The organism is Ideonella azotifigens, assembly GCF_006519715.1.
GTDB lineage: Bacteria > Pseudomonadota > Gammaproteobacteria > Burkholderiales > Burkholderiaceae_C > Ideonella > Ideonella azotifigens.
This window is the reverse complement of the sequence record NZ_VIDT01000018.1, coordinates 1-23656: the sequence shown is the minus strand read 5'-3', so window position 1 is coordinate 23656 and position 23656 is coordinate 1. Positions and strand designations below refer to the sequence as shown.

Sequence of the window (23656 nt, the reverse complement as noted above, 5' to 3'; positions counted from 1 at the left end):
AGGCGACCCCAAGCAAGGCACCGCCGCGGCGCAAAAGCTGGTCGACTCCAAGGTCAACGGCGTGATCGGCCACCTGAACTCGGGCACCACCATCCCCGCCTCCAAGGTCTACTCCGACGCCGGCATCCCGCAGATCTCCCCGTCTGCCACCAACCCCAAGTACACCCGCCAAGGCTTCAAGACCGCCTTCCGCGTGGTGGCTGACGACGTGCACCTGGGCGGCACGCTGGGCAAGTACGCCGTCACCTCGCTCAAGGGCAAGACGATTGCCGTGATCGACGACCGCACCGCTTACGGCCAAGGCGTGGCCGACGAATTCGAAAAAGGTGTCAAGGGCGCGGGCGGCAAGATCGCCAAGCGCGAATTCACCAACGACAAGGCCACCGACTTCACCGCCATCCTGACCAGCATCAAGGCCACCAAGCCTGACGTCGTGTTCTACGGCGGCATGGACGCTGTGGCCGGCCCGATGATCCGCCAGATGAAGCAGCTCGGCATCACCGCCAAGTTCATGGGCGGCGACGGCATCTGCTCGGGCGAACTGCCCAAGCTGGCCGCAGGTGCGATGGCCGACGGCCAGGTCGTGTGCGCGGAAGCCGGCGGCGTCGAAGGCTCGCAGAAGGTCGGCATGGAGAAGTTCAAGGTCGACTTCAAGAAGAAGTTCGGCGCGGACGTGCAGATCTACGCCCCGTACGTCTATGACGCGACGATGGTGATGGTCGACGCGATGGTCAAGGCCGGCTCGGCGGAACCGGCGAAGTACCTGCCGGTGCTGGCCAAGACCAGCGGCTACAAGGGCGTGACCGGCACCATCGCCTTCGACGAGAAGGGCGACATCAAGAACGGCGCCCTGACGCTGTACACCTACAAGGGCGACGCCCGCGAGCAGATCGCCGTCATCCACTGAGATGGCGAGGCTGGCGCTGCGCCAGCCTTTGATCCGGTTTCTCTTTCGTGAGTGCGGCCTGGCCGCCAGGCGAGCGGACTGACCTGCTCGGCTGGCCTGCCGGGTCCCGAAACCCGGGGCGGCGTCTTGCAGGGACGTGGGGCGCTGCCAACAGGGGTCGTTGCGACATGCAGCAGGCGCTGAACCGCCGCTGCATGTCGTTTTTTTTGGCCAGCACGCTGGCTTCGTGTAGCACAGACTGCGCTTAGGTTCTAGGGGCAGGGATTCCGCAGGCGCGCGAGGGGTCTTCGCAACACGGCACCGTAACATCGCCGCTTTGTTTTTGGCGCACTCGCGCCACGGAGCCCGTGCATGTCGATCCATGTTTCACGGCGGCGCCAGTTGATCCTGGCCGCCAGCTTGTTCTCCCTGGGCCTGGCCGCGGAGGCGGTCACCCCGCCAGCAGCCCCCAGCCAGGCGGTCACCGAGACGCTGCACGGCGTGGACGTCGCGGATCCGTACCGCAACCTGGAGAACCTGAAGTCGCCCGAGACGCAGGCCTGGCTGAAGGCGCAAGGCGCTTACGCTGCCGAGCAGCTGGCGGCGATTCCTGTCCGCGATGAGATCCAGCAGCGCATCGAGATGCTGGCCCAGGCCACCGGGGACCTGGTGCGCGGCGTTGTCCGCATGCCGGGAGAGCGCTACTACTACCTCAAGCGCAAGGCCGGCGAGAACCAGTTGAAGCTGGTGCTGCGCACAGGGCTGGGTGGCGTCGAGAAGGTGCTGGTGGACCCGGAAGCGCTGACCAAGGCGGCCGGCGGCGTGCCGCATGCGATCAACTACTTCGTGCCGTCCTGGGACGGGCGCTACCTGGCCTACGGCATCTCGGCCGGCGGCTCGGAAGACGCTTCGCTGTACGTGATGGACTTGCGCAGCGGCAAGCCGGTCGGCGCGCCGGTGCCGCGGGTGCACGAGTCCGCCGTGCACTGGTTGCCCGACAGCAAGGCGTTGACCTACAACCAGATCCGCGAGTTGCCGGCCGGCGCGCCCGACACCGAAGCCTACATGGACAGCACGGTGTTCCTGCTGAAGGTGGGCGACATGGCCAGCGCCGCGCGGCCCTTGTTCGGTCCGCTGGTCAACCCGGAGTTGAAGCTGGACCGCCTGGACGTGGGCAATGTCTTCTTCAGCCCCGGCAGCGCCTACATGGTGGCGCGCACGACCGACACCACGGTGCCCGAGGGCAAGGTCTTCATCGCGCCGGTGGCCTCGCTGAAAGCCAAGACCGTGTCGTGGCAACGGGTCTCCGGTTTTGACGACAAGATCACCGACGTGCAGCTGCGCGGCAAGCAGCTGTTCCTGCGCACCTACGAAGGCGCGCCGCGTGGCCGCGTGCTGGCGCTGGACCTGGCCAAGCCGGTGCTGGCGAACGCCCGCACCGTGGTGCCCGAGCCGGCCACCGGCGTGCTGGAAGCGTTCGCGCTGGGCCGGGACGCGATCTATACCGAAGAGCGCCAGGGCTTCACGCTGCGGACGCTGCGTCATGCTGGCGGCAAGACCAGCGACATGGCCCCGGGCCTGGCTGGATCGACCTTCCTGGGTGGCGACCCCGCGCATGCTTACTCGGACATGCTGCTGACCACCAGCAGCTGGACCGAGCCCGCGACCATCCTGCTGGCCGACGGCCACGGCAAGGTGCGCAACACCGGGCTGCGCGATTCGCAGAAGCCGGCCGGCGTGCCCGAGCTGGTGGTGACCGAGGTGATGGTGCCCAGCCATGACGGCGTGAAGGTGCCGCTGGCCATCCTGCACCGCAAGGGCCTGATGCTGAACGGCAGCAATCCGACACTGCTGGTGGGCTATGCCGCCTACGGTTTTTCGATCGAGGCGACCTACGATCCGCGTGCCTACGCGTGGTTCGAGCGCGGTGGCGTGCTGGCCTTCGTGAATGCCAGAGGCAGCGGTGCCTTCGGCGACGCCTGGTACCGCGCGGGCTTCAAGGCCACCAAGGCCAACACCTGGAAGGACGGCGTGGCGGCTGCGCGCTACCTGATCAACCAGGGCTATGCGTCGAACAAGACGCTGGGCGTCTGGGGCACCAGCGCCGGCGGCATCTTCGTCGGCCGTTCGGTGACCAGTGCGCCGGACCTGTTCGCGGCGGCGATCTTCGACGTTGGCATCATGGACGCGGTCCGGGCCGAGGAGTCGGCCAACGGCGTGACCAACATCTCCGAGTTCGGCTCGGCCAAGAACCCTGCCGAGTTCCCGGCGCTGCTGGAGATGAGCACCTACCACCAGGTCAAGGATGGCACCGCCTACCCGGCGGTGATGTTCATCCACGGCTTGAACGACCCGCGTGTGGACGTGTGGCACAGCGCCAAGACCGCTGCGCGCCTGCAGGCCGCGACCAGCAGCGGCAAGCCCATCCTGCTGCGCCTGGACGGCCAGGCAGGCCATGGTGTGGGCAGCACGGCCGCGCAGGGCTACAGCAAGCAGGCCGACATCTACAGCTTCCTGCTGTGGCAGTTCGGCATGGCGGGCAACAAGCCTGCGAACTGATGGGCCGATCAGGCCACGGCGGCCAGGCCCAGCCAGCGCAGCAGCGTCTCGTAAAGCTGGTGCGCCTGCACCGGCTTGGCGACGTGGTCGTCCATGCCGGCGGCCAGGCAGGCGGCGCGGTCTTCGGCGAATGCACCGGCCGTCATCGCGACGATGGGCCAGTGCGCACGGCCTGGCAGCTGGCGGATCTGGCGCGTGGCTTCCAGCCCGTCCAGCCTGGGCATCTGCACGTCCATCAGCACCAGCGCGTAGTCCTGTTCGGCGGCCCGCTGCACCGCCTCGACACCGTCGCAGGCGTTGTCGACGACAAGGCCGGCAGCGCTCAGCAACTCGGTTGCGACCAGGCGGTTGACCGGGTTGTCTTCAGCCAGCAGCACGCGGGTGCCGCTGAAGCGCTGGCGCAGCTGCTTGTCCGGGGTGTCCGCGGCTGTGTCGGCGGACACGGGTGGCGTGGGCGGCTGGCCCTGCAGGCTGCTCAGCAGCGCCTCGGTGGCGGCGGCCACTTCGGCTGATTGTGCAGGGTCTTCGTCGGCTGCGATGTCGCGGGCCAGCGCCAGGCGGCCGTTGGCCTTAGGCACGCTGGCCTGCAGTTGTGCAGTGAACCAGAAGCGGCTGCCCACGCCGAGTTCGCTGTCCACGCCCGCTTCGCCCCCCATCAGCTCGGCCAGCCGGCGGGTGATGGCCAGGCCCAGGCCGGTGCCGCCATAGCGGCGGGTGGTCGAGGCGTCGGCCTGCTCGAAGGCCTGGAACAGGTTGGCCAGCTTGTCCTGCGCGATGCCGATGCCGGTGTCGCAGACTTCGAAGCAGGCCAGCAAGGGCGGGTTGTGGCCGTGGCCGGCCTGGTTCGCAGCTTCCGCGGCAAGGTCGGGTGGCAGCGGCAGGCTGCTGCAGCGCAGCGTGATGCTGCCGTGCTCGGTGAACTTGCTGGCGTTGTTGAGCAGGTTCAGCACGGCTTGCGACAGCCGTGTCGGATCGCCGCGCAAGCCATCGGGCAGGCCTTCGACTTCCAGCTTCAGCGCAATGCCCTTGGCACGCACGTGTTCGGCCACCAGCGTGCTCATGCGCTCCAGCATCGCGCTGAGCGAGAAGTCTGTTTCCTCCAGCACCAGCTTGCCGGCTTCGATCTTGGACAGGTCCAGGATGTCGCTGATGACGGCCAGCAGGTGCTGAGCGGCATGGTTGACCTGGTCCAGCCGCAGCAGCAGCGCAGGGTCTCGCTGGTCCTGGCGCATCAGGTAGGTCATGCCGATGATGGCGTTCATCGGCGTGCGGATTTCGTGGCTCATGTTGGCCAGGAAAGCGCTCTTGGCCTGGCTTGCGGCTTCGGCGCGGTCGCGGGCCTGCTGCAGTTCGCGGTTGAGCTGCTGCAGCTGGCGTTCGGTGCGCTTGAGCTGGGTCACATCATGGAAGGCGACAAAGACGCCGCGGACTTCGCCGGCGTGAAGGTCCGGTGTGAAGGTGGTCCAGGTCTGGGTGATTTGGCCGTCCACGCCCACCAGTGGACGTTCGATCTGGCGAGCCTCGCCTTGCAGCGCAGCTTGCAGGCAGGGGTCGGTTTCCCCGGCGATCTGCTCGCCCAGCAAGTCGTCGGCATGCCGGCCGATGAGTTGGGCCGGCGTGCTCTGCATCCACTGCGCGTAGGCCTTGTTGGCAAAGCGGCAGCGCGACTCGCGGTCCCAGTAGCTGACGGCACCCGGCATGTTGTCGGTCATGGTCTGCAGGAACTGGTTGCTTTCCTGCCGCGCGTGCACTGCGCGCTCCAGTGCCACGCTGCGCTCGGTCACCAATTGCTCCAGGTGGTGGCGCTGCTGGTCCTGCGCCTGGGCCAGGCGCTTGCGCTCGGTGATGTCCCGGCAGGTGCAGAGCACGAGCGCACGGGCGCCGGTATGCGTCGGGCTGGCGCTGATCTCGACGTCCAGCAGGCTGCCGTCGGCCCGCCGCCAGCGGGTTTCCAGCAGCGGGTGGCTGGGCTGTTTGTTCGCCAGCGCCGCCAGGGCCTGTTCGCGGGTCCACTCCACGTCCCAGTCCCACAGGTGGAGTTGGGCGACCTCTTCGCGCGAGCGCCGCAGCATGCGGGCAAAGCTTTCGTTGGCCTGGAACACGCCACCTTCTGGCGTCAAGACGACCACACCGTCCTGCGTCTGCTCCAGCAACGCGTGTCGCAGTTCGGCTTCCTGCTCGGCCAGGTGCTGCAACTGACGCTTTTCGGTCAGGTCGCGCAGCACGCCGAACAGGCCGATTAGGCGACCTTGCGCGTCATGCAACGGACCTTTGGTGACGCTGAAAAAGCGGTTGTCCGGCCAGTTTCGCTCGAAGTCGATGTTGCGCTGTTCGCGCAGGACCTGCGCGTCCTGAGCCGCGAGTTCGGCCGCACGCTCAGGGCCGTAGAGTTCCAGGTCGTTGCGACCGATCACGTCTTCCGGCTTGCGCGCAAAGCTGCGCCCGGCACCAGGATTGAACAACAGGTAGCGGCCGTTCAGGTCCTTGGCGAAGATCAGGTCAGAGGAGCCTTGGGCGATGGCGGCAACCAGCGCGGTTTCGCGCAGTTGCGAGAGCTGCTGGCGGCGGCGCGCGCCGTGGCGGTCCCGCATGGCCCGCCAGCGCCGATGCCGCCATGCCCACAGCACGACCAGCGTCAGCAAGATGCCAAGCAGGGTGCCGACAATGGCTGCGATGGCGATGGACAGCTCGGTCACAGTGGCATTCGAAGCATGCCCGTGCTGCGCACCGGCCTTTTGCAGGCCAAGCGTCGCTCAAGGGGTGTGCCACGGTAGCACAAGCGGCCTGGTGCCCAAAGCGCAGGTCAGACCTTGAGATCGGCGTCTTTTCCGGGCACCGCAGGCAGGTTCAGGGCTTGTGGCCCAGCAGCCGCGCTGGCAGGTAGAGCAAGGCGCGCAGCAGCGCAAACATGGCGCCGACGACCACGCCCAGCAGGCGCAATGGCAGGCTGAGCAGCCACAGCAAAGGGGCGACCAGCAACAGCGCCAGCGCCACGGGCCAGCACAGCACCCACAACAGGCACCACAGCAAGAAGGCGATCAGCAGCGGCATTGGGCGGGTCTCCCGTTCAGCTGCGCAGGCCACGCGAGGGCTGCAGGCTGCAGCTCTGGGCGACCACCGTGCTGCGCTGGAACTGGGCTTGCGTCAGTTCTTCGTGCTGCCGGTTGGCTTCCGATCCCAGGGCCCAGAGGCTGGCGGTGGTGATGCCCAGCGCCAGGCCGAGGCCGGTAAGGCGGGGAAGGAAGAGCGGGGATTGGGCAAGCGGCATGGCGGGGCTCCGGTTCCAGTGGTCAACGCACACAGCGGGCGTTCAACAGGCTGGACTCTAGGGAGCGTGCGCGCCGCTTGCGACGGACAGGCGACGAACCGTCGCTCGGAAGGCATGAACCGCAGGTGTCAACGACGAACCCGACGGTGGGCTGGGCAGCGCCCTGCCTTGATCAAGCCAACTGCCGCGAGGGGCAGACAGCTCAGCGGCGACGTGGGCTGTTGCCGCCCATCGGAGCACCGGTGCGCTCGATGTGGCGGAAGGTGATGCGCCCCTTGTTCAGGTCGTAAGGCGACAGCTCCAGCGACACGGCATCCCCGGCAAGGATGCGGATGTGATTTTTCTTGACCTTGCCGGCGGTGTAGGCCACCAGCTGGTGGCCGTTTTCCAGCGTCACGCGGAAGCGCGAGTCTGGCAACACTTCATTGACGACGCCACGCATCTCGATCAGTTCTTCTTTGGCCAAAGGGACTCCTGATGACAAAAGGTGTGCTGGCCAAGCCTCGGCTCGAGGGCAGCGGCAACAGCGTCGGCGCACGAGCCGCGAGGGCAGGAAACGCATGGCGCCTTGCAGCGCAACGCGGAAGACCATTCACCGTCGGCCCACCGGCAAAAGCGGCGAGCCGAACGCGGCCCGACGGCGCCAGCGCGGGGTGAACAGGCTTGGTGACCGGGGATATATGGCTCAGGGCCGGTCGGTGACGGGCGGCTGCAGGTGAGGGCAGCGGGCCGCGATGCCTGGAAAACCCAGCGCGCCGGATGGTGTCGCGGGTCGTGCCTCCGCTTCACCATGCGTCGAGCCGGGCATTGTAAGAGTTTTCGAATTCTTCTACCTGGCTTTCCTCACGTTTGGCCAGCAGGCGTTGGTAACGGTCCATCACGTCGGGGTCGGTCACGCCGAGCCGCTTTGACAACTCTGCAGGCGCAACGCCGCGGCGCAACTGCCGCAAGGCATAGGTGTGGCGCAAGCGGTAGGAGCCTCCGTCGACCTGGCCAAGGCCCGCGGCCGTCAGTGCCTTTCGCACGGCTTCGTAGTGCGCCACCTTGCCCCATGGCGCACCCGCCGAACGGGTCGACGGAAAAACCATGCTGCCGGGAAATGAAAACTCGCTGCGCAGCATGAGCCATTCAGCAAGCAGCCGTGCGGGCCAGCCGTTCAACTGCACCGTGTGCGCCGGCGAATTGCCGTTGGCTGGCAATGTCAGTGCGGTGGGGCGCGGTGGCACCGCCGAGTCGGCTGCCGCCTGCTGCACATGTCGCAGTTCCAGCGCCCTGATCTCGCCCGGCGTGAGACCTGCGCCGAGTTGCAGGCCGATCGCCGCGCGGATGCGCATTTCTTTCCAGGTTGCTGAAGATCTGGTGGCGGTCTCCGGCTCGCCGGGCGACAGCCAGCGCAGCAGGGCGGCGGCTTCCTGGGCGCTCAGCGCCTCCGGCAGTCCGTCTTGCTGGCTAGCGTTGGCATATTGGATGTCTGGGCGGCGCGCGAGCAGGTCTGCGCACGCATTGTTTGGAGGCGTGGCCTGCCGCATCGCCTCGAATTGCATCACCCGGTCAATCAGCCTGACCATGCGCCAGGCATGCCTCGGGCTGAGCTCCGAGTCGCGCCCGCGCTCGTCCAGGAATCGCGAAAGCTGCGCCACATTCAGGTCAGCCAAGCGGATGTGCTGCGTTTGCAGCCATGTGGCGAACGATTGCCACATGTGCGTGTAGACCGCCAGCGATGCGGGCTTTGACAGCAGACCTCGACTTTGGACGTGGGCTGTCCAGCGTGCCCAGGTTGCATCAGCGTCTTGGCTTGACGTCTGATCGTCGGAAAGTGGCAGGGAAGGCATGCCCAACTATAAATGAACTAACGGCAGACGGCGCGGCTTGCTTGTAGCCTGAGGTCAGCCTCGGAAAAAGAGATGCCGTTAGTTCATTTTTTAGCCGGGTGCCTTTGCGTGGCCCGGCAGGTATGCCGGCACAGCAGCGTGCAGCAACGCCGTTGATGTGGACACCCATTTCAGCCGCGCATCCACACCCGGATCAGCGACAGCAGCTTGTCCACATCCAGTGGCTTGGCCACGTAGTCGTTGGCGCCAGCTGCCAGGCATTTCTCCTGGTCATCACGCATGGCCTTGGCCGTCAGCGCAATGATGGGCAGCTTCTGCCAGGCCGGGTGCTTGCGGATCTCGCGCATCGCCTCGTAGCCATCCATCTCCGGCATCATGATGTCCATCAGCACCAGGTCGACCGGACCGTCACCATCAGCGGCGCCAGGCAGATCGGCGCTGGCCAAGGCATCCAGCGCTTCACGGCCGTTGCGGGCGATCACCACCTTGGCACCCTTGGGTTCAAGCAAGCCGGACAGGGCAAAGATGTTGCGCGCGTCGTCTTCGACGATCAGGATCTTGCGGCCCTCCAAGGTCGCGTCGCGGTCGCGGGCGGCCTGCAGCATGCGCTGGCTCTCCGGCGGCAGATGAGATTCGACCTGGTGCAGGAACAGGCTGACTTCGTCCAGCAAGCGCTCGGGTGAACGCGCATCCTTGATGATGATGGACTTCGAGAACTTGCGCAGCCGCTGCTCTTCGTCGCGGCTGATCGAACGGCCGGTGTAGACGATTACAGGCGGCGAGGGCTGCTGCGACTGCGTCGCCGCCATGCGCTCCAACAGCTCAAAGCCAGAACCGTCCGGCAGGTTCAGGTCCATCACCATGCAGTCGAACCGCGCCGCCTGCAGCTGGGCGAGCGCCTCGCCGACCGACGCCACATCGGTGATCTGCACCTCGTCTGCGGCCAACAGCTGGCGAATGCTGTCGCGCTGCCGGGCGTCGTCCTCGACCACCAGCACCTGGCGAACACGCTGTGAAAACGTGGCTTCCAGTTGCTGCAGCGCGCTCACCAGCTGTTCTCGCTTGACTGGCTTTAGCGCGTAACCCACCGCGCCCAGCGCAAGCGCTTCATGGCTGTAGTCGGCCACCGAGACCACGTGCACCGGCACGTGCCGGGTCTGCGAGCTTCGCTTGAGTTGGTCCAGTACGCTCAAGCCCGAGCGGTCCGGCAGGTTCATGTCGAGCAAGATCGCGCTCGGCTTGTATTTGCGCGCCAGCGCCAGTCCGTCTGAGGCGGACTGCGCGACCATGCAGGCAAAGCCCATCTCCTGAGCGAGGTCCCGCAAGATCATTGCGAACCGCTCGTCGTCTTCGATCACCAGGATGCGCCGCGCCTGGCCGGACTCGTGGTCGACCGCCATGTCGCTCGGCTCGTCAGCCTGAACCGACACCTGCGGATCCGGCTTGGCTTTCGCGAAGTCCAGGGGTTCGCCTGCCGGCGGCGCCGTCGCCGGCCCGGGCTGGCGCAGGCGTGGCAAGGGTAGGGCAGTGGCCAACCGGGCGGGTGCTTGCAGCGGCAAGGTCAATGTGAACACGCTGCCTTGGCCAGGCGTGCTGCTGACCTCGATGTCGCCACCCAGCAAATGGGCCAGGTCACGCGAAATCGACAAGCCCAGCCCGGTGCCGCCATACTTGCGATGGGTGCTGCCATCTGCCTGGCGGAACGCGTCGAAGATCACGCGCTGTTGCTGCTGGGAAATCCCGATGCCGGTGTCCTGCACCGTGAAGGCCAGTTGCTCGCCCTGCATCCGCAACGCCACTTTCACCTCGCCGCGCTCGGTGAATTTCAGCGCGTTGGACATCAGGTTCTTCAGGATCTGGCGCAGCCGCTGCCCGTCGGTCTCCAGCCACTCAGGCACGTCGGCCTCGATCTTCGCCGTCAAGGCCAGGCCCTTTTCCCTGGCCTGGGGCATCATCATCTTCAGCAAGGAATCGACAGCAGGAGCAAGCGCCACCGGCTCGTTGAAAACCTCGACCTTACCGGCCTCGATCTTGGACAGGTCCAGGATGTCGTTGATCAGTTCCAGCAGGTCATGGCCCGCCGCGGAAATGGTCTGGGCAAACCTGACCTGCTCCTCGGTCAGGTTGCCGCGCTTGTTGTCGGCCAGCAGTTTGGCAAGGATCAGCGAGGAGTTCAGCGGTGTGCGCAGTTCATGGCTCATGTTGGCCAGGAATTCGCTCTTGTACTGATTCGAGCGAGCCAGTTCGGTGGCCTTTTCAGACAGCACCGCTTGCGCCTGTTCAAGCGCGTCGCGCTGCTGCGCCACCGCACGGGATTGCTCGGCCAACTCCGCATTGGTCTGGGACAGCTCTTCCTGCTGCAATTCCAACTGCACCTGCGACGCCTGCAAGACGCGGCCTTGTTCGCTCAGTTCCTCGTTGCTGACGCGCAGCTCCTCTTGCTGGGCCTGCAGTTCCTCGGCCTGGCGCTGGGTTTCTTCCAGCAATTGTTCCAACTGCGTGCGGTCGCGAGACGAACGCAAGGCCATGCCCAGCAGCGCCGAGGCGCGCGCCAGCAGTGCCAGTTCGGTCGGTTGCAAGCGGCGGAAAAATCCCAATTCCAGCACCGCCTGCAGGTCGCCGTCGACCTCGGCCGCCAGCACCACCAACTCCCGCGGGTCGGCTTGCCCGGTGCCCGACGTCACCGGCAAATAGCCGGCCGGCACCTCGCGCACATGGCGCAGGCGCCGGTCCAGGGCAACCTGGCCAACCAAACCGTCACCCGGTCGCCAGGCACTTGCGTGGCCTTCGGCAAGCGGCAGGGCATGGCCGGCCAGGCGGCGAAAGCGCCCATCCGGCTCCGGCGCGTAAATGGCACCGACCTGGGCATTCAGCAACAGGGCCAGGTAGGCCAGGACCTTTTCACTCAGCACCTCCAACCGCAGTTCGCCTTGCAGTTCGGCACCGAGACCGGCCAGGCCATCACGCACCCAGGACTCGCGCTCGCGGGCCCGGAATTCTCGCGACGAACTGACTGCCGCCGCACCGATCAAGGCCAGCAGAAGCCCGGCTCCCACCCAGGTGGCAAGTGACGCAAATTGCTGAGCCTCCCGCCAGCGAAGCTGCCGCTCGGCCAAGGCCTGGCGCTCCGTGGCCTGCATCAACGAAATCGTCTCGCGCAACTGGTCCATCGCCGCCTTGCCGCGCGAAGTGCGCACCAAGGCCAGGGCCTGGTCAGCGTGGCCGGATCGCTTCAGCGCAATCGACTCGGCCAGTTCGTCCAGCTTGTCCGTGGTGATTTGCTGCAGGGTCGCCAGCCCACGCAGATGAACCTCGCTGTCTCCCAGCAAGGGCCCAGCTTCTGCGACGGCTGCGTGAACCCGGGCGCGGGCATCGTTATACGGCGCCAGGTAAGACTCGTCTCCAGTGAGCAGGAATCCGCGCTGACCGGTTTCGGCGTCTTTCAACACCGACAGCACCTCCTGCAGTTGCGTGATGGCTTCGGCCGACCGAGTCAACCGGTCAGCCGTGTAGCGACTTTCCTCCAGCGCCCGAAACGAGACCAGCGTGACCGCGACCAACGCGAACACCGCCGCAACAAAACCCATCAGCGGGCCCGCAGGCAAGAGACGCGTCTTCAGCATGCGCAGACCCGCAGGATCAAGGCAGAACCACGGCAAGCCACGGACATCTCGTTGCCACAGGCCGTAACCAGGAAACCACGCCGCTCGCGCACTGCAAATCCACCCGTCATGCCAACTCCCAACGCTGTCTTTGGCGCAAATACCGCGTGCAGTGTCGCATCTGCAATCCGGCCAACTGGGCAATACCGTGTCAATGTTAGTTATGTCAAATATAAAACCGTTGGAGCCCAGCGGCAGCCTTGCTGCGGGTCTTTCCAGGCTTTCTGCAAGGGAAGGCGGCGATCCGGCCGATAAGACATCCAGGGATCGGTAGCCTGATACTAAGATTAGCGTAATAATCTTAGTATTGAAAATTTACGACAATTCGGACACCAATCCGCCGGCCAGCAATAAGCCCTGTGAAATCAAGCACTTACGCACCTCGGATCGGCGCCCACCATTTCGCTCACTTGCGCGCAGTGGCCGAGGGTTTGCCCATTGCTGTGTCGGCCCAGCGCTACCTGGGGATCGAGCACGGCAATCAGGCCGTTGGAGCGCACCGGCAGGTGGTGGATCACCTGCGCAGCCTGGCCCGCAGGCGGGGCGACAAGGCCTGGCGCCTGGTCGGGCTGACGATCCGCCTGCGCGACCACGCCGGCCAACCCTCACTGGAGGACTTCGTCGCAGAGCGTGACCTGGAGGACTGGTCAGAAGCCGAGGTGCTGCAGCTCTACGCGGAGGCGTATCCGAACGACAGACGTGCGGATCGCCGGCAGCGTCTGCGCGAACGGCAACTCCAGCTGCTGCGCGCGCTGGAGCTGACCGCCACGGAGACGCCCCGACCCGAAGACCCACTGGACGCCTGGCTGGATCCGCAAATGGCCGAACGGCTGATGCGCGCTGGCTTGGTGTGCTTGGGCGATCTTCAGGCGAGAGTTGCCCGGGGCGGCCACTGGTGGCGGGGCCTAGCCTCCATCGGACAGATCAAGGCGCAACGCCTGGCGCAGCATCTGCAAAGTCTGTTGCCGCCCTCCTCTACCCCGCCCGCTGCCAATCGCCGGTTCGCACTGGCAATGCGCGGGCAGCCAGAAGGGGCTGGGTCGCCAGCGCAAGACGGCACCGCGGGGCGACACCCGTCGGTCGAAATCGTGGCTCGCCAGGAGGCCGACAGGCCCATTCGTGGCGACACCACAGCGCAAAGGCCACCCGCCAGAACGCCGCCAGCGGCGTTTTCCGAGGTCGACGCACCCACCAGTGGCTTGGACACCTTTTTTTCGCCCAAACAGGGCATCAAGGGCCTTGCCGGGCAAGTGGCCGATTCGGTCGCTTTTGACAATCCGCCACCAACATTGCCGCGCTCGACGTCCCCTCCCCTGATCAGCGCCCGCAATGACCTGGAGGCGATTCAGGCTTGGATTGCAGCTCGCGCCGGTGCCAGCACCACTGCCACCAGCTATCGCCGCGAAGCGCTGCGCTTGTTGCTGTGGCTCAACGAGGTGCGCAGAAAAGGACTACGCGAAACCGATGTTGACGACTGCCTGGCCTACATGGCGTTTCTGGAGAACTTGCCGGCGGATTGGATTTCACGTCGCCACAGCGGTGTGATGGGTGAAGGTTGGGCGCCCTTTCGTGGGCCACTCAGCCTGGCCAGCCGGCGGCAGGCAGTGATCGTGCTGGGCAGCTTCTTTCGCTGGCTCGTCGACGTGGGCTATCTCGCGGCCCGCAACCCCTGGACGCTGGTGAACCGCCGCACCGGCGACGATGCTTTGCGGCATGAGCTGGATTCGCGCGCATTCACGCCGGAGGCCTGGCAAGCCATGCTGGCCTGCATCCAGGCTCAGGCGCCCTCCCCTTCCAGGGACCGCATGCTGTTCGTGCTGGGATTTGTGGAGGCCACCGGCCTGCGCGCGGCCGAGTTGCTGAGCGCCAAGCTGGGTGCCTTTCGCTCGCACAAAGGACGCCTGGCGCTACAGGTGCACGGCAAGGGTGCTCGCAACCGGGTCGTCGCGGTGCCGGGACAGGCCGAGCAAGCGCTGCAGACTTACCTGACGCAGCGCGGCTTGCCTGCGATGGTGCTGGCAGCGCCTCCCGAGTTGCCACTGGTGGCCAGCGCGGCGGACCCACTGGCACCCATCGGCTACCAGGCGCTGTACCAGACGGTGAAGCGCTGGGTGATGCTGGCCTTGCGTCAGAGTTCGCTTGCCCCCACGGAGTTGGCGATTGCGATGAAGGCATCTCCCCACTGGCTGCGCCACACCTTCGGCACCCGTGCGCTTGAGCGCAAGGCGCCGCTGGAGGTAGTGCAAAGGCAGTTGGGCCACGCCGATCCACGCACGACGATGCGCTATGCCAGGGCTCAACTGGAGCGCCTGCAGGCCGAAATGAACGAGGCATTTGGCGGCAACTGACTCGCCTGGCCTCCAGTCGTCGCCAAACTTGGCCCGTTGAACCGTTCAACGGTGGCCAGCGGCCACGTGTATTCAGCCCTTGAGGAAGCTCTCCAGCAGGGACATCAGCTCCGCTTGCCTGGCCGCAGGCACCGCGCCCGCTTCAAGCTTGACCGTCACCCTGCCCTTGGCATCGCGGCTCACCGTCGCCAGCGCCTTGCCTTTGCGCAGGATGCGTTGAGGCTCGCCTATGGCCACTGCCGAAGCAGCAGCCGGTTTGATCAGCGCGTCAAACACCTGCACCGCCGACCCGGCAACAGCACCTTCTTCGCGCAGGGCCCGCGCGCGAGCCAGCGTGCCGTCCGGGTCTTTTTGCAAGGCTTCGGACAAAGGCTGAGCCCAGCGGAACTGGATGTCCAGCGGCGACGGAAAGGCGGCAACCACTGCATCCGGCAGGCGTGCGAGAGAAACACTCTTCGACACCAGCGAGACGTCGACCCGCACCGCTTCAGCCAACTTGCGCAGCGATGGATAAAGCCCTTCGTCCAGTGCCTTGCGGTACATGCAGCCCTGCTCCCAGGCGCTCAGGTTCTTGCGGCCGCGGTTTTCACGCTCCATGGCCTCAAACAATTCCTGGTCTGTCGCCGGCTCCACCATCGCGCGAACCGGCAGGCCAAGCTCCAGGCAGGCCCGGTGCCGGCGGTGGCCAAACACCAATTCGTACAACGCGCCCTGCCCTGCCCCGGCCTCTGTTGAACCGTTCAACAACTCTGCTGCCGCCAACGGCCGCACGCGAATCGGTTGCACATTTCCACCGGCGGATTCGATCTCGTCGCGCAGTTCAGCGAAGTCCGCCGATGCAAAAGAGGCGTCGTGCCGATTGGCCCAGCGCGAGGCACGAATCAGTGCCGGGTCGATCAATCGAACCGGCGAAGCACCATCAAAGGACTTCAGGCGCTCGCGCAAATCATCGGCTTCCTTGATGGCGGCGCTCTGGCTGGACATGAAGTGCAACATCGAGCCCGGCGCCGTCTTGGGGCGATTGACGTCTTGCACCAGCTCCGGACGGGGTGCACCGGTGGCTGGCAGGTTCAGGGTCTGGATCAGCCCCGCCTTGGCTGCAAGCTTTTTGCTCATCGCTTGGCTCCTTGCTTAGGTGTCGGCACCGAAGACGCTGTTGAACGGTTCAACACCCCGCCAGCCCCCTGCCCCGCCGGCACCTTTTGCGGGGGCCTGGCCTCCAGCTGCTTTTGCCAGACGGAATGAACCGAGCCGTCGATGTAGCCAACGAAGGAGTCATAAGCATCCCTTGCCCGTTTGAAAGTACGCGCCGAACCGTCGTACCTGGCCACGTCGTAAACCGTTCCAAACTCGGCTGCCGTCACGCCGATCACGGCGGTTTTCGGAATCTCGACAGGCAGCACCTTCTCGGCATAGGTCTGGCCAATCCACTGCCGCACGATGTTGCTTGCGGAGTCGGTTGAGTCCACGCGCGACAGCAGGATGTGAATGAAATCGAACTCCTTGGTCAGCCCCCGCTTGGTCAAGAGCTCGCTGGTGAGATCTGAGAACAAGCTCCAGAACTGCGAGGCCGAGGCGAAATCCAGCGCGTTGGGCGGCAGCGGCATGATGATGCCGTTCGAGGCCATGAACGCGTTGATGGTGGTGTACGACAGCGCGGGTGGCGTGTCGATGATGATCACGTCGTACTCGTCACGCACATCGTCGATGCCCAGGTCCAGGACCCGCCAGAACTCGAAGCCAGGTTCCTGCGTCTGGCGGGCCGGCAACGCAAACTCGGCACCAAACAACACTGGCGCGGCCGCGACCAGGTCAATGCCATCCCAGTACGTCGGCCGGATGGCATAACGGATCGAGGTCTCCGAGCCCATGGCCAGCGGCAGGATGGTGTCCTCCTCCTCCACCTCGGTGTCCGGCAGGATGCCGAACAAGGTGGTCAGGGACCCCTGAGGATCGGTGTCGATCACCAGAACCTTGTGCCCCAGCAGCGACAGGCCCTGGGCCAAGGTGACCGCTGTGGTGGTCTTGCTCACACCACCTTTGAAATTGCCGATGCTCAGCGTGACGGCTTCAGCCCCCTCTGGCCTGAGACCGTCCTTGCGGTATTCGCGGATCCAGGTACGCGCTTCCGCCAGGCTGAATTCGCGTCGGCTACCCGAAGCATTCAGCTGACCCGCTGGCAAATCGCCCTTGCTCAGGCGATGGCTCAGCGAGCCTTTTTCAATGCCACATTGCGCGGCCAGCTGGCTGAGATTGAAAATTGGTGGCGACTTGCGCGCCGTGGGCGCCAGCATTGCCGAGCGGATCTGCACCATCATGGCGACTGCACGTTCCGCCTGGTCCGCGATGTCCGCCAGCGAAATACTGCGCGGTGCTTTGAATGTGATTCTGTCCAACGTAGGGCTCCCAACAGTTGACGATTCGAAGCCTTGACGCTGAATCGTTGAATGGCCTGCATTTTGTCAACTTATGGCCCTTTAGGAAAGTCTTCTCTTTCCTTGGCTTCTGCCCGAGCTTGCTGTTGAACCGTTCAACACAGTAGGTTGAAGCGGATTCGAGCACCTTGGCTGTTCAAGGAAGTTCAGACCCTTTGAGTTCTTTAAATCCTTTAGGCGGGATATTATCCTTTCGTATCAAAGACTTAGCTCTCTTTGGATGCGTGGATACGGGATGAGCCGGCGGGTTTTCGGGGCCAAATGGAGTGCGCACAGGGCGGAGTGGAGATTCGTCGGGAACCAGCATGCGTGCATGCGGGATTGCCTTGCAAATCGCTGAACGGCTTTGGGCCATGGCTGGTTGGCGGCCGGGATCGGGCTGGCGCCCTCGGCGCATGAGCCCGAACCGGCGGTTCCAGGTGCAGGTTTTCGGGAGAGTGCGTGCTCTTCCCACGCTGGCTGGCCGGGGAAGCCGGGCGGTTGGCGCTGTGGCGCCGCAAACCAGGGCGCTGCGAGCTGTCTGGCAGGTTTCCCGGGCTTGAAAGTAGGTTCAGACCGGTGCCGTCACTGCGCCCTACCCTGCGCATTTGCGCCTGCAGCATTCAGGTGAGACTTTTCAGGAGCTGTTTTTCGGCCTGCTGTCCTGAAAATCCTCCGGTCAGGCCAGCCTGTTGCGCTGATACGGTTTCGCAGTCGGAGGCCGAACTGGCAATGCGTTGGCATGTTCGTGATGCGTCAGGCGTCAGCGCCTGTGTCGCTGAGGTGACGGTATTCAGGACTGAGGTGAATGCCTGACTCACCTGCCGGAGCGCAGGCTAGGGGCCTCGAAACCGTGGTCATTGCCCATGTGAAAGCGCTACTAACATCTACGGTACAGTCCAGACATGAGTGCGCGCGACCGCCCTGCCCCTCCGCCGGATCAGGAAACGGCCCATGCACCTGTGCCGCAGCCGGCCCGCCGGCGAGCCCCCTTGGGTCAAGGCCTGGCCACGCGCGGCTTTGCTGCCGACGCGGTCGGCGCGCCGCCGCTGCGCAAGCCGGTCAACACGCTGGCCATCGTGCCCAAGTCGGCCCGCATCACCTCGCTGGGCCGCAAGGCCTACAACGTGCTGCTGTACGAAGCGCAGGAGCAGGGGCTGGACAAGGACGTGTTCCGCATCCCGCTGGAACGCGTGGTGCGCGGCGTCGATTTCGATTCGAACGATCACGCGCTGATCAAGAAACACTTGCGCGCCATGGTTTCGACCACCGTGGAGTGGCAGTCGCCCACCACCGGCGAAGGGGCGGCCTGGAACGTGTCGGGCTTGCTGGCGCATGCACGCCTGGCCAAGGAGCGCGGGCAGGTCTGGGTGGAATGGTCGTATGCGGTGAACCTGAAGCAGGAACTGCTGGAACCCACGGTGTTTGCCCGGCTGAAACTGGAAGTCATCAGCCAGTTGCGCTCACACGCCGGCATTGCGCTCTACGAGATCTGCACCCGCTACAAGGATGTGGGCCGAACCTCGCGCCAGCACTGGCGCTGGTGGCGGCCGGTGCTGAGCGGCCAGCCCGAGTCCGAACGCACCGCCAAGCTGGAATACCGCATCTTCAAGCGCGACACCTTGAAGCTGGCGATTGCCGAAGTCAGCAGCATCACCGACCTGGAGGTCGAGCTGGTCGAGCACAAGGAAGGGCGCTTCATCAGCGAGATCCAGTTCCTGATCCGCCAGAAGCAGCAGTCGGCCTTGCCGCTGCGCCATCCGCCTGATGCGATCGACCTGAGCCTGGTGGTTCGCGCGCGCGAGCTGGGGGTCGACGAGGACAAGGCGGAGGAGCTGCTGCTGCAGCATGGCACGGAGGCCATGCGCAGCGGCCTGGACCTGCTGGCCAAGCGTGCAGCCTCGGAATTCCCGGGGCCGCTGCGCGACCCTTACCGCTACCTGCGGTCCTTGATGCCCGGCGAAGTGGCGCGGGTCACTGCCGTTGCCGAGGCGAAAAGCGCCCAGGAAAAAGGGCAGGAAAAGGGCAAGGCCAGGCCGGTAACCGATTCAGCATTGGGCAGCCGCCAGTTGCTGACGGCAGGACCGTCGGCGCCTCGCGAACCCGGACGCGAGGCCAGCCGTGAAGGGGAGGGCGTGCCGCGCGGCAGCGAAGGCCGCGAACTGCAGGCCAGGCGCCAGTCGCGCTGGACCGAAGAATGGATACGCCGCCGGCGTGAGCAGGTGGCGGCCGACATTGCCGCGCTGTCTGCCGAGGCCCAGGCTGAACTGGCGGCGGACCTGCTGATCGACATGGAAGCGCGGCAGGTCCATCCGTCGATCCGCAAGCGTCTGCAGACCAGCGGTTGGCAGCATCCGCTGGTCCTGCCGGAAATGTTGCGCTATTTCGCCCAAGGCAGCCTGGGTGACAACTGGGACCAGCCGACACCGCAGCAACTGCTGCAGGTGGCGGCCGAACTGGGTGACGCGGGCTGAAACGCGGCGCAGGCAGGCTTCGAGGCTTTGTCCCCGTCTGAGGTGCGCAAGCCTGTGGACAAACCTGGGAGGGCGCCGCCAAGCCCTTGATTTCACTGACGCTTTGTTCCGGTGCCCGGGAATGCGGCAGCCGTGTGGCCGGCCGAGGCATCTCGTGCGACAGTGGCCATTGCTTTTGCTGCCCACCAAGCCACTGTGTCCGAAGATCAACTCACCCCGCTGCCAGACAGCTTTCTAGCCCTGTATGGTGGTGCGTCCTCGCACCGCGCTCGCCGATTGACGGTGCCCATGGACGAAGTGCGCACTCGCTATGAACTCTGCGAGGACCTGGCCGGCCACCTGGTCAGCAGTGCGCAAGGCCTGCACCATGACGATGGCTTGGCGGAAGACGATGTGCTGCTTCGCTGCCTGCAGGCGCTGCAACAGCCGGCCTCAGGCTTGCAGCCAGGCGAGGGTGCCTGGGTGGTACAGCGCCTGGCCGAGCTCTTGCGCTGGACTTGCCCGGACCTGGCCGCGTCGTCCCGGCATCGTGAATTGAAGTGAGCGCCTGCCTTCATTTGGCTGGGCAGACACCTTCCGTCTCGGCCAGCCAGCGCGACAAGGATTCACCGTCCATGGGCCTGGCGAACAGGTAGCCCTGGCCATAGTCGCAGCCGGCCGCCTGCAGCAGCTGCCGCTGCTCTTCGGTTTCCACGCCCTCGGCCACGACCTTCATGCCCAGTTCGTGGGCCATGCCGATGATGGCCTTGCACAGCGCGATGTTCTTCGACGTGGCCGACAGCCCGCGCACAAACACCTGGTCGATCTTCAGGAAGTCGATGTCGAACTTCTGCAGGTAGGACAGCGACGAATAGCCGGTGCCGAAGTCGTCCAGCGACACCGGCATGCCGGCCTGCTTCAAGTGGGCCAGTTGCTCGAAGACATGGCTGTCCGCCTCCAGCAGCAGGCCTTCGGTGATCTCCACCACCACACACTCGCCCGGTAAGCCCTGGTCGGCCAGGTGCCGGGCCCAGGCCTGCGCGGTGCCGGCAGCGCTGCGGAACTGCACCGGCGACTTGTTGACGCTGATCTGGAACCGCGGGTCGTGCGACACGCGCCAGGCTGCCACCTGCTGCACGGCCTGGCGAAACACCCAGTCCCCGAGTTCGACGATCACGCCACTGGCCTCGGCAATGGGCACGAACAGGCCCGGGCTGACCAGGCCGCGCTGCGGATGCTGCCAGCGCACCAGCGCCTCGGCCTTGTGCACTTCGCCGGTGGCCATATCGACGATGGGCTGGTAGTGCACCCGGAACTGCGCCTCGGCCAGCGCGCTGCGCAAATCGGTCGCCAGCCGCATGCGGGTCTGCGCCGCCTCCTGCAGCGCAGGCGTGAAGTGGCTGAAGCGGTTGCGCCCGCCGTCCTTGGCGGCATAGAGGGCCTGGTCGGCATGCTTGAGCAGCTCGTCTATGACCTGGGCGTCGGCCGGGTAGCAGGCAATGCCGATGCTGGCCGAAATGAAGGCGCGTTCATGTCCCAGCTGGAAGGGCGTGCTCAGGCTGTGGATCAGCTGCTGAGCCACCGCCTCCGCGCGTGCGGCGTCCTGCATCGCCGGCAGCACGACGGTGAACTCGTCGCCGCCCATGCGGGCCACCGTGTCCTTTGGCCCGAGACATGCGCCGATGCGGCGTGCCGCCTCCAGCAGCAACTCGTCACCCTGCGCGTGGCCCAGTGTGTCGTTGACCTCCTTGAAGTGGTCCAGGTCGATGAACATCAGGGCCAGCGTTTGGCCGCCCTCAGCGGCGCGGGCCAGTGACTGCTCCAGCCGGTCGCGCAGCATGCGGCGATTCGGCAGCCCGGTCAGCGCATCAAAGTGGGCCTGCTGCCAGATCAGCGCCTCGGATTCCTTCCAGCGCGTGATGTCGGTGTGCGTGCCGATCATGCGCAGTGGCCGGCCTTGCTCGTCGCGGGCGATCACCATGCCGCGACTCATCACCCATTTCCAGCTGCCATCCTTGCAGCGCACGCGGTGCTCGTGCACATAGCTGGCCGTGCGGCCGGCGAAATGGTCTTCGCGCGCGCGCTCCAACGAGGCCAGGTCATCCGGGTGGGTGCGGCCGTCCATCGCGTCGGCCCGGTTTGGCAGCTCGGCTTCGCTGTAGCCGTACATCTCGCGAAAGCGCCGCGAGAAGATCTCGACGCCGGTTTGCACGTGCCAGTCCCAGACGCCGTCGCCGGTGCTTTCCAGGGCCAGCTTCCAGCGCTCCTCGTTCTCGCGCAGCCGGGCTTCGGTGCGCTTGCGCTCGGTGATGTCGACGATCAGGCCGTAGCGCATCATGCCGTGCTCGTCCTGCTGGGCGCTGGAGGTCTGGAGGTGGATCCACTTCTCGGTGCCGTCGGCCAGCACGATGCGGTACTCCATCTCGATGTCCAGCCCAGCCGCTCGCGAGGCTTGCATTTGCGCCAGCACCCTGTCACGGTCGTCCGGGTGGCGAAAGCGGGCCAGGGCCTGGCTGTCGAGGATCACCTGCTCGGGCTCGATGCCGTAGAGCTCGCGCACGCCGGGGCTGACGTAGAGGAAGCGGTAACTGCCGTCGGATTTCATCCGCAACTGGTAGATCACACCCGGCATCTGTGCGGCGATGCGGCGAAAGCTTTCCTCGTTGACGCGGTGCGCCTCGGCGGCCGCCTTCAGCTGGGCCTGGCTGTTGCGCATCGCGCTCAGCGCGCTGAGCTGGCTTGCCAGTGCGGACTCCAGCCCGGCCAGCAGCGCGGCAATCGCCAGCACCAAGGTGCCGTCTGCCAGGCAGAAGTTGGCGATCATCACCAGCCAGGTGACGAAGTCGACCGAGCTCAGGCCTGGCAGCGGCAGCCATTGGGCCAGCCCGCCCAGGGTCACCAGGCCCAGCACGTTCAGCAGCAAGGCCAGCGCGGCCGTGCGCATGCCGCACAACAGCACCGCCAGCGCCGGCACCACCATCAGGTAGATCAGGTTGACCGGGCCAACCAGGGCCACCAGGCCCATGCCCAGCACGAACACCAAGCCCATCAACAGGTAGGCCCGCCCGGCCAGTGGCCAGTTGCTGCGCCAGCGCAGCAGGGCCAGCAGGCCCAGCAAGCTCGCATCCATCACCGGCACCGGCCACAAGCCATTGCGCCAGGCCAGCCAGGCGCTGGGCAGCGCGATCAAGCTGCCCAGCAGCAGCAGCACGGTCAGCAGCGTGTCCAGCACGCGGGTACGCCAGGCCCGCAGGTCTTGCAGATCGTGCGAAGGGCGGAGCAACAGTCGCAGGACGCGGAACAAATCGAAGCTCCGTAAACAGCCCGGAGGCCGGGGGCGGGCGGACAGCCAACAGCGCATCGCCAGCTGCAAGCATCCTACCGCTGCCTCGCTGCAAGCAAAACGGCCCCGGTGCAGCCATGCACAGAGGCCGAAGATCGGGTTCAGTTGAACGGCAGTTTGGTTGGCAATCTCATGCGAGTGCCCAGCCGGTGAAGACCGGGTGTGGCTCAACCTGCTTGACGTTCTTTCGACAAGCGCCTAGTCTTTTTGACCCACTTCCTCATGGCCCCCATGCAAGAACAGTCCACACGAGCGACGTTTCACGGATTGAATGGCGCAGAGCCTCCTGCCTCGCACGGCGGGCCCAGGCGCTGGATGGTCGCCTTGCTGCTGGCCGTGGCCGCGGGCATGCCGATGCAAGCCGGCGCGGCCGAGTCTGTCGCCGCCGTACCGGCCAGCGCGCCTGCAGGCGACAAGGTCGTCTACCACGTGGGCGACACCGAGTCGCAGGCGCTGCAGGCCTTGCGCAATGTGCGCAACCACCTGGACGCCGACCCGACGGCGCAGATCACCGTGGTTACGCTGGCCACCGGCGTCGACTTCCTGATGGAAGGCGCCAAGGACAAGACCGGCGCGCCTTACGAAGGCCTGGTCGCCGCGCTGCACAACCGCGGCGTGCACTTCGAAGTCTGCGAGATCACGCTGAAGAACCGCGGCCTGTCCAAGGACAAGTTCCTGCAGGAGGCAGACTTCACGCCCTCGGGCGTGGTGCGCCTGGCGAAACTCCAGATCCAGGGCTACGCCTACATCAAACCGTAGATGGGGCACCCGGTCTGGCGAGTACGCCAGCCACCCGCCGGGCGGGTTGCGCAGCCGTCTTGGGGCGGCCCGGCGCCGGCTGCGCTGTCGCGTCGCGGGTTCGATCAGAGCAGCACGGTCAGCGGTGGCAAG

General features: G+C 65.7%; 15 protein-coding genes. 6 read left to right on the top strand and 9 right to left on the bottom strand.

The features are described 5' to 3' along the window. The coding region (locus FKP22_RS02795; protein ID WP_141284971.1) for a branched-chain amino acid ABC transporter substrate-binding protein at positions 1 to 907 on the top strand (907 nt) is incomplete at its 5' end. A 351-nt stretch (positions 908 to 1258) separates the two neighbouring features. Continuing rightward, the gene (locus FKP22_RS02790) at positions 1259 to 3445 is read left to right on the top strand and encodes a prolyl oligopeptidase family serine peptidase (protein WP_141284969.1); all 2187 of its coding nucleotides are present in this window, start codon (positions 1259 to 1261) and stop codon (positions 3443 to 3445) included. A gap of 8 nt (positions 3446 to 3453) precedes the next feature. Here the strand turns inward: FKP22_RS02790 and FKP22_RS02785 are convergent, their stop codons facing one another. The 6 genes from FKP22_RS02785 to FKP22_RS02760 all read right to left on the bottom strand — a co-directional run bounded on the left by FKP22_RS02785 (position 3454) and on the right by FKP22_RS02760 (position 12168). Then, positions 3454 to 6141, bottom strand: a complete 2688-nt coding sequence (locus FKP22_RS02785; RefSeq protein ID WP_141284967.1) for a PAS domain-containing protein — start codon at positions 6139 to 6141, stop codon at positions 3454 to 3456. A 151-nt stretch (positions 6142 to 6292) separates the two neighbouring features. Next, positions 6293 to 6496 (bottom strand): hypothetical protein, encoded by a 204-nt coding sequence (locus FKP22_RS02780; RefSeq protein ID WP_141284965.1) that lies wholly within the window; start codon positions 6494 to 6496, stop codon positions 6293 to 6295. A gap of 16 nt (positions 6497 to 6512) precedes the next feature. After that, a complete protein-coding gene (locus FKP22_RS02775; protein ID WP_141284963.1) occupies positions 6513 to 6713 on the bottom strand; it encodes a hypothetical protein in 201 nt (66 codons plus the stop codon). Between the two features lie 202 nt (positions 6714 to 6915). Beyond that, positions 6916 to 7179 (bottom strand): translation initiation factor IF-1, encoded by a 264-nt coding sequence (gene infA, locus FKP22_RS02770; protein WP_141284961.1) that lies wholly within the window; start codon positions 7177 to 7179, stop codon positions 6916 to 6918. 319 nt (positions 7180 to 7498) lie between these two features. Further along, entirely contained in the window at positions 7499 to 8413 is a 915-nt protein-coding gene (locus FKP22_RS02765) for a tyrosine-type recombinase/integrase (protein ID WP_170200724.1), read from the bottom strand. 302 nt (positions 8414 to 8715) lie between these two features. Continuing rightward, positions 8716 to 12168: a response regulator gene (locus tag FKP22_RS02760; protein ID WP_141284957.1), complete on the bottom strand. Its 3453-nt coding sequence runs from the start codon at positions 12166 to 12168 to the stop codon at positions 8716 to 8718. Between the two features lie 458 nt (positions 12169 to 12626). On the opposite strand from FKP22_RS02760, the gene FKP22_RS02755 reads away from it, so the two are divergent. Further along, positions 12627 to 14555 (top strand): site-specific integrase, encoded by a 1929-nt coding sequence (locus tag FKP22_RS02755; RefSeq protein WP_141284955.1) that lies wholly within the window; start codon positions 12627 to 12629, stop codon positions 14553 to 14555. 72 nt (positions 14556 to 14627) lie between these two features. Here FKP22_RS02755 and FKP22_RS02750 read toward each other — a convergent pair whose 3' ends face one another. Continuing rightward, a complete protein-coding gene (locus FKP22_RS02750) occupies positions 14628 to 15500 on the bottom strand; it encodes a ParB/RepB/Spo0J family partition protein (protein ID WP_170200722.1) in 873 nt (290 codons plus the stop codon). A 167-nt stretch (positions 15501 to 15667) separates the two neighbouring features. Further along, positions 15668 to 16873: a ParA family protein gene (locus FKP22_RS02745; RefSeq protein ID WP_141284973.1), complete on the bottom strand. Its 1206-nt coding sequence runs from the start codon at positions 16871 to 16873 to the stop codon at positions 15668 to 15670. Positions 16874 to 17961: 1088 nt separating this feature from the next. Here FKP22_RS02745 and FKP22_RS02740 point away from each other — a divergent pair. Together FKP22_RS02740 and FKP22_RS02735 are read left to right on the top strand one after the other, a co-directional pair. Continuing rightward, entirely contained in the window at positions 17962 to 19443 is a 1482-nt protein-coding gene (locus FKP22_RS02740; protein WP_170200721.1) for a replication initiation protein, read from the top strand. Positions 19444 to 19731: 288 nt separating this feature from the next. Further along, the gene (locus tag FKP22_RS02735) at positions 19732 to 19986 is read left to right on the top strand and encodes a hypothetical protein (RefSeq protein WP_231011620.1); all 255 of its coding nucleotides are present in this window, start codon (positions 19732 to 19734) and stop codon (positions 19984 to 19986) included. A gap of 10 nt (positions 19987 to 19996) precedes the next feature. Here FKP22_RS02735 and FKP22_RS02730 read toward each other — a convergent pair whose 3' ends face one another. Then, complete coding sequence (locus FKP22_RS02730; RefSeq protein WP_170200720.1) at positions 19997 to 22705, bottom strand: putative bifunctional diguanylate cyclase/phosphodiesterase; 2709 nt, start codon at positions 22703 to 22705, stop codon at positions 19997 to 19999. Between the two features lie 414 nt (positions 22706 to 23119). Here FKP22_RS02730 and FKP22_RS02725 point away from each other — a divergent pair, with 414 nt between their 5' ends. Further along, complete coding sequence (locus tag FKP22_RS02725; protein ID WP_231011783.1) at positions 23120 to 23524, top strand: DsrE family protein; 405 nt, start codon at positions 23120 to 23122, stop codon at positions 23522 to 23524. The last annotated feature ends 132 nt before the right edge of the window (positions 23525 to 23656 follow it).

Bases quoted from the DNA above. Each gene is read 5' to 3' on its own strand.
- FKP22_RS02790 (WP_141284969.1), top strand. From the start codon at position 1,259: ATGTCGATCCATGTTTCACGGCGGCGCCAGTTGATCCTGGCCGCCAGC.
- FKP22_RS02780 (WP_141284965.1), bottom strand. From the start codon at position 6,496: ATGCCGCTGCTGATCGCCTTCTTGCTGTGGTGCCTGTTGTGGGTGCTG.
- FKP22_RS02775 (WP_141284963.1), bottom strand. From the start codon at position 6,713: ATGCCGCTTGCCCAATCCCCGCTCTTCCTTCCCCGCCTTACCGGCCTC.
- FKP22_RS02765 (WP_170200724.1), bottom strand. From the start codon at position 8,413: ATGTGGCAATCGTTCGCCACATGGCTGCAAACGCAGCACATCCGCTTG.
- FKP22_RS02760 (WP_141284957.1), bottom strand. From the start codon at position 12,168: ATGCTGAAGACGCGTCTCTTGCCTGCGGGCCCGCTGATGGGTTTTGTT.
- FKP22_RS02745 (WP_141284973.1), bottom strand. From the start codon at position 16,873: ATGATGGTGCAGATCCGCTCGGCAATGCTGGCGCCCACGGCGCGCAAG.
- FKP22_RS02735 (WP_231011620.1), top strand. From the start codon at position 19,732: ATGGACGAAGTGCGCACTCGCTATGAACTCTGCGAGGACCTGGCCGGC.
- FKP22_RS02725 (WP_231011783.1), top strand. From the start codon at position 23,120: ATGCAAGCCGGCGCGGCCGAGTCTGTCGCCGCCGTACCGGCCAGCGCG.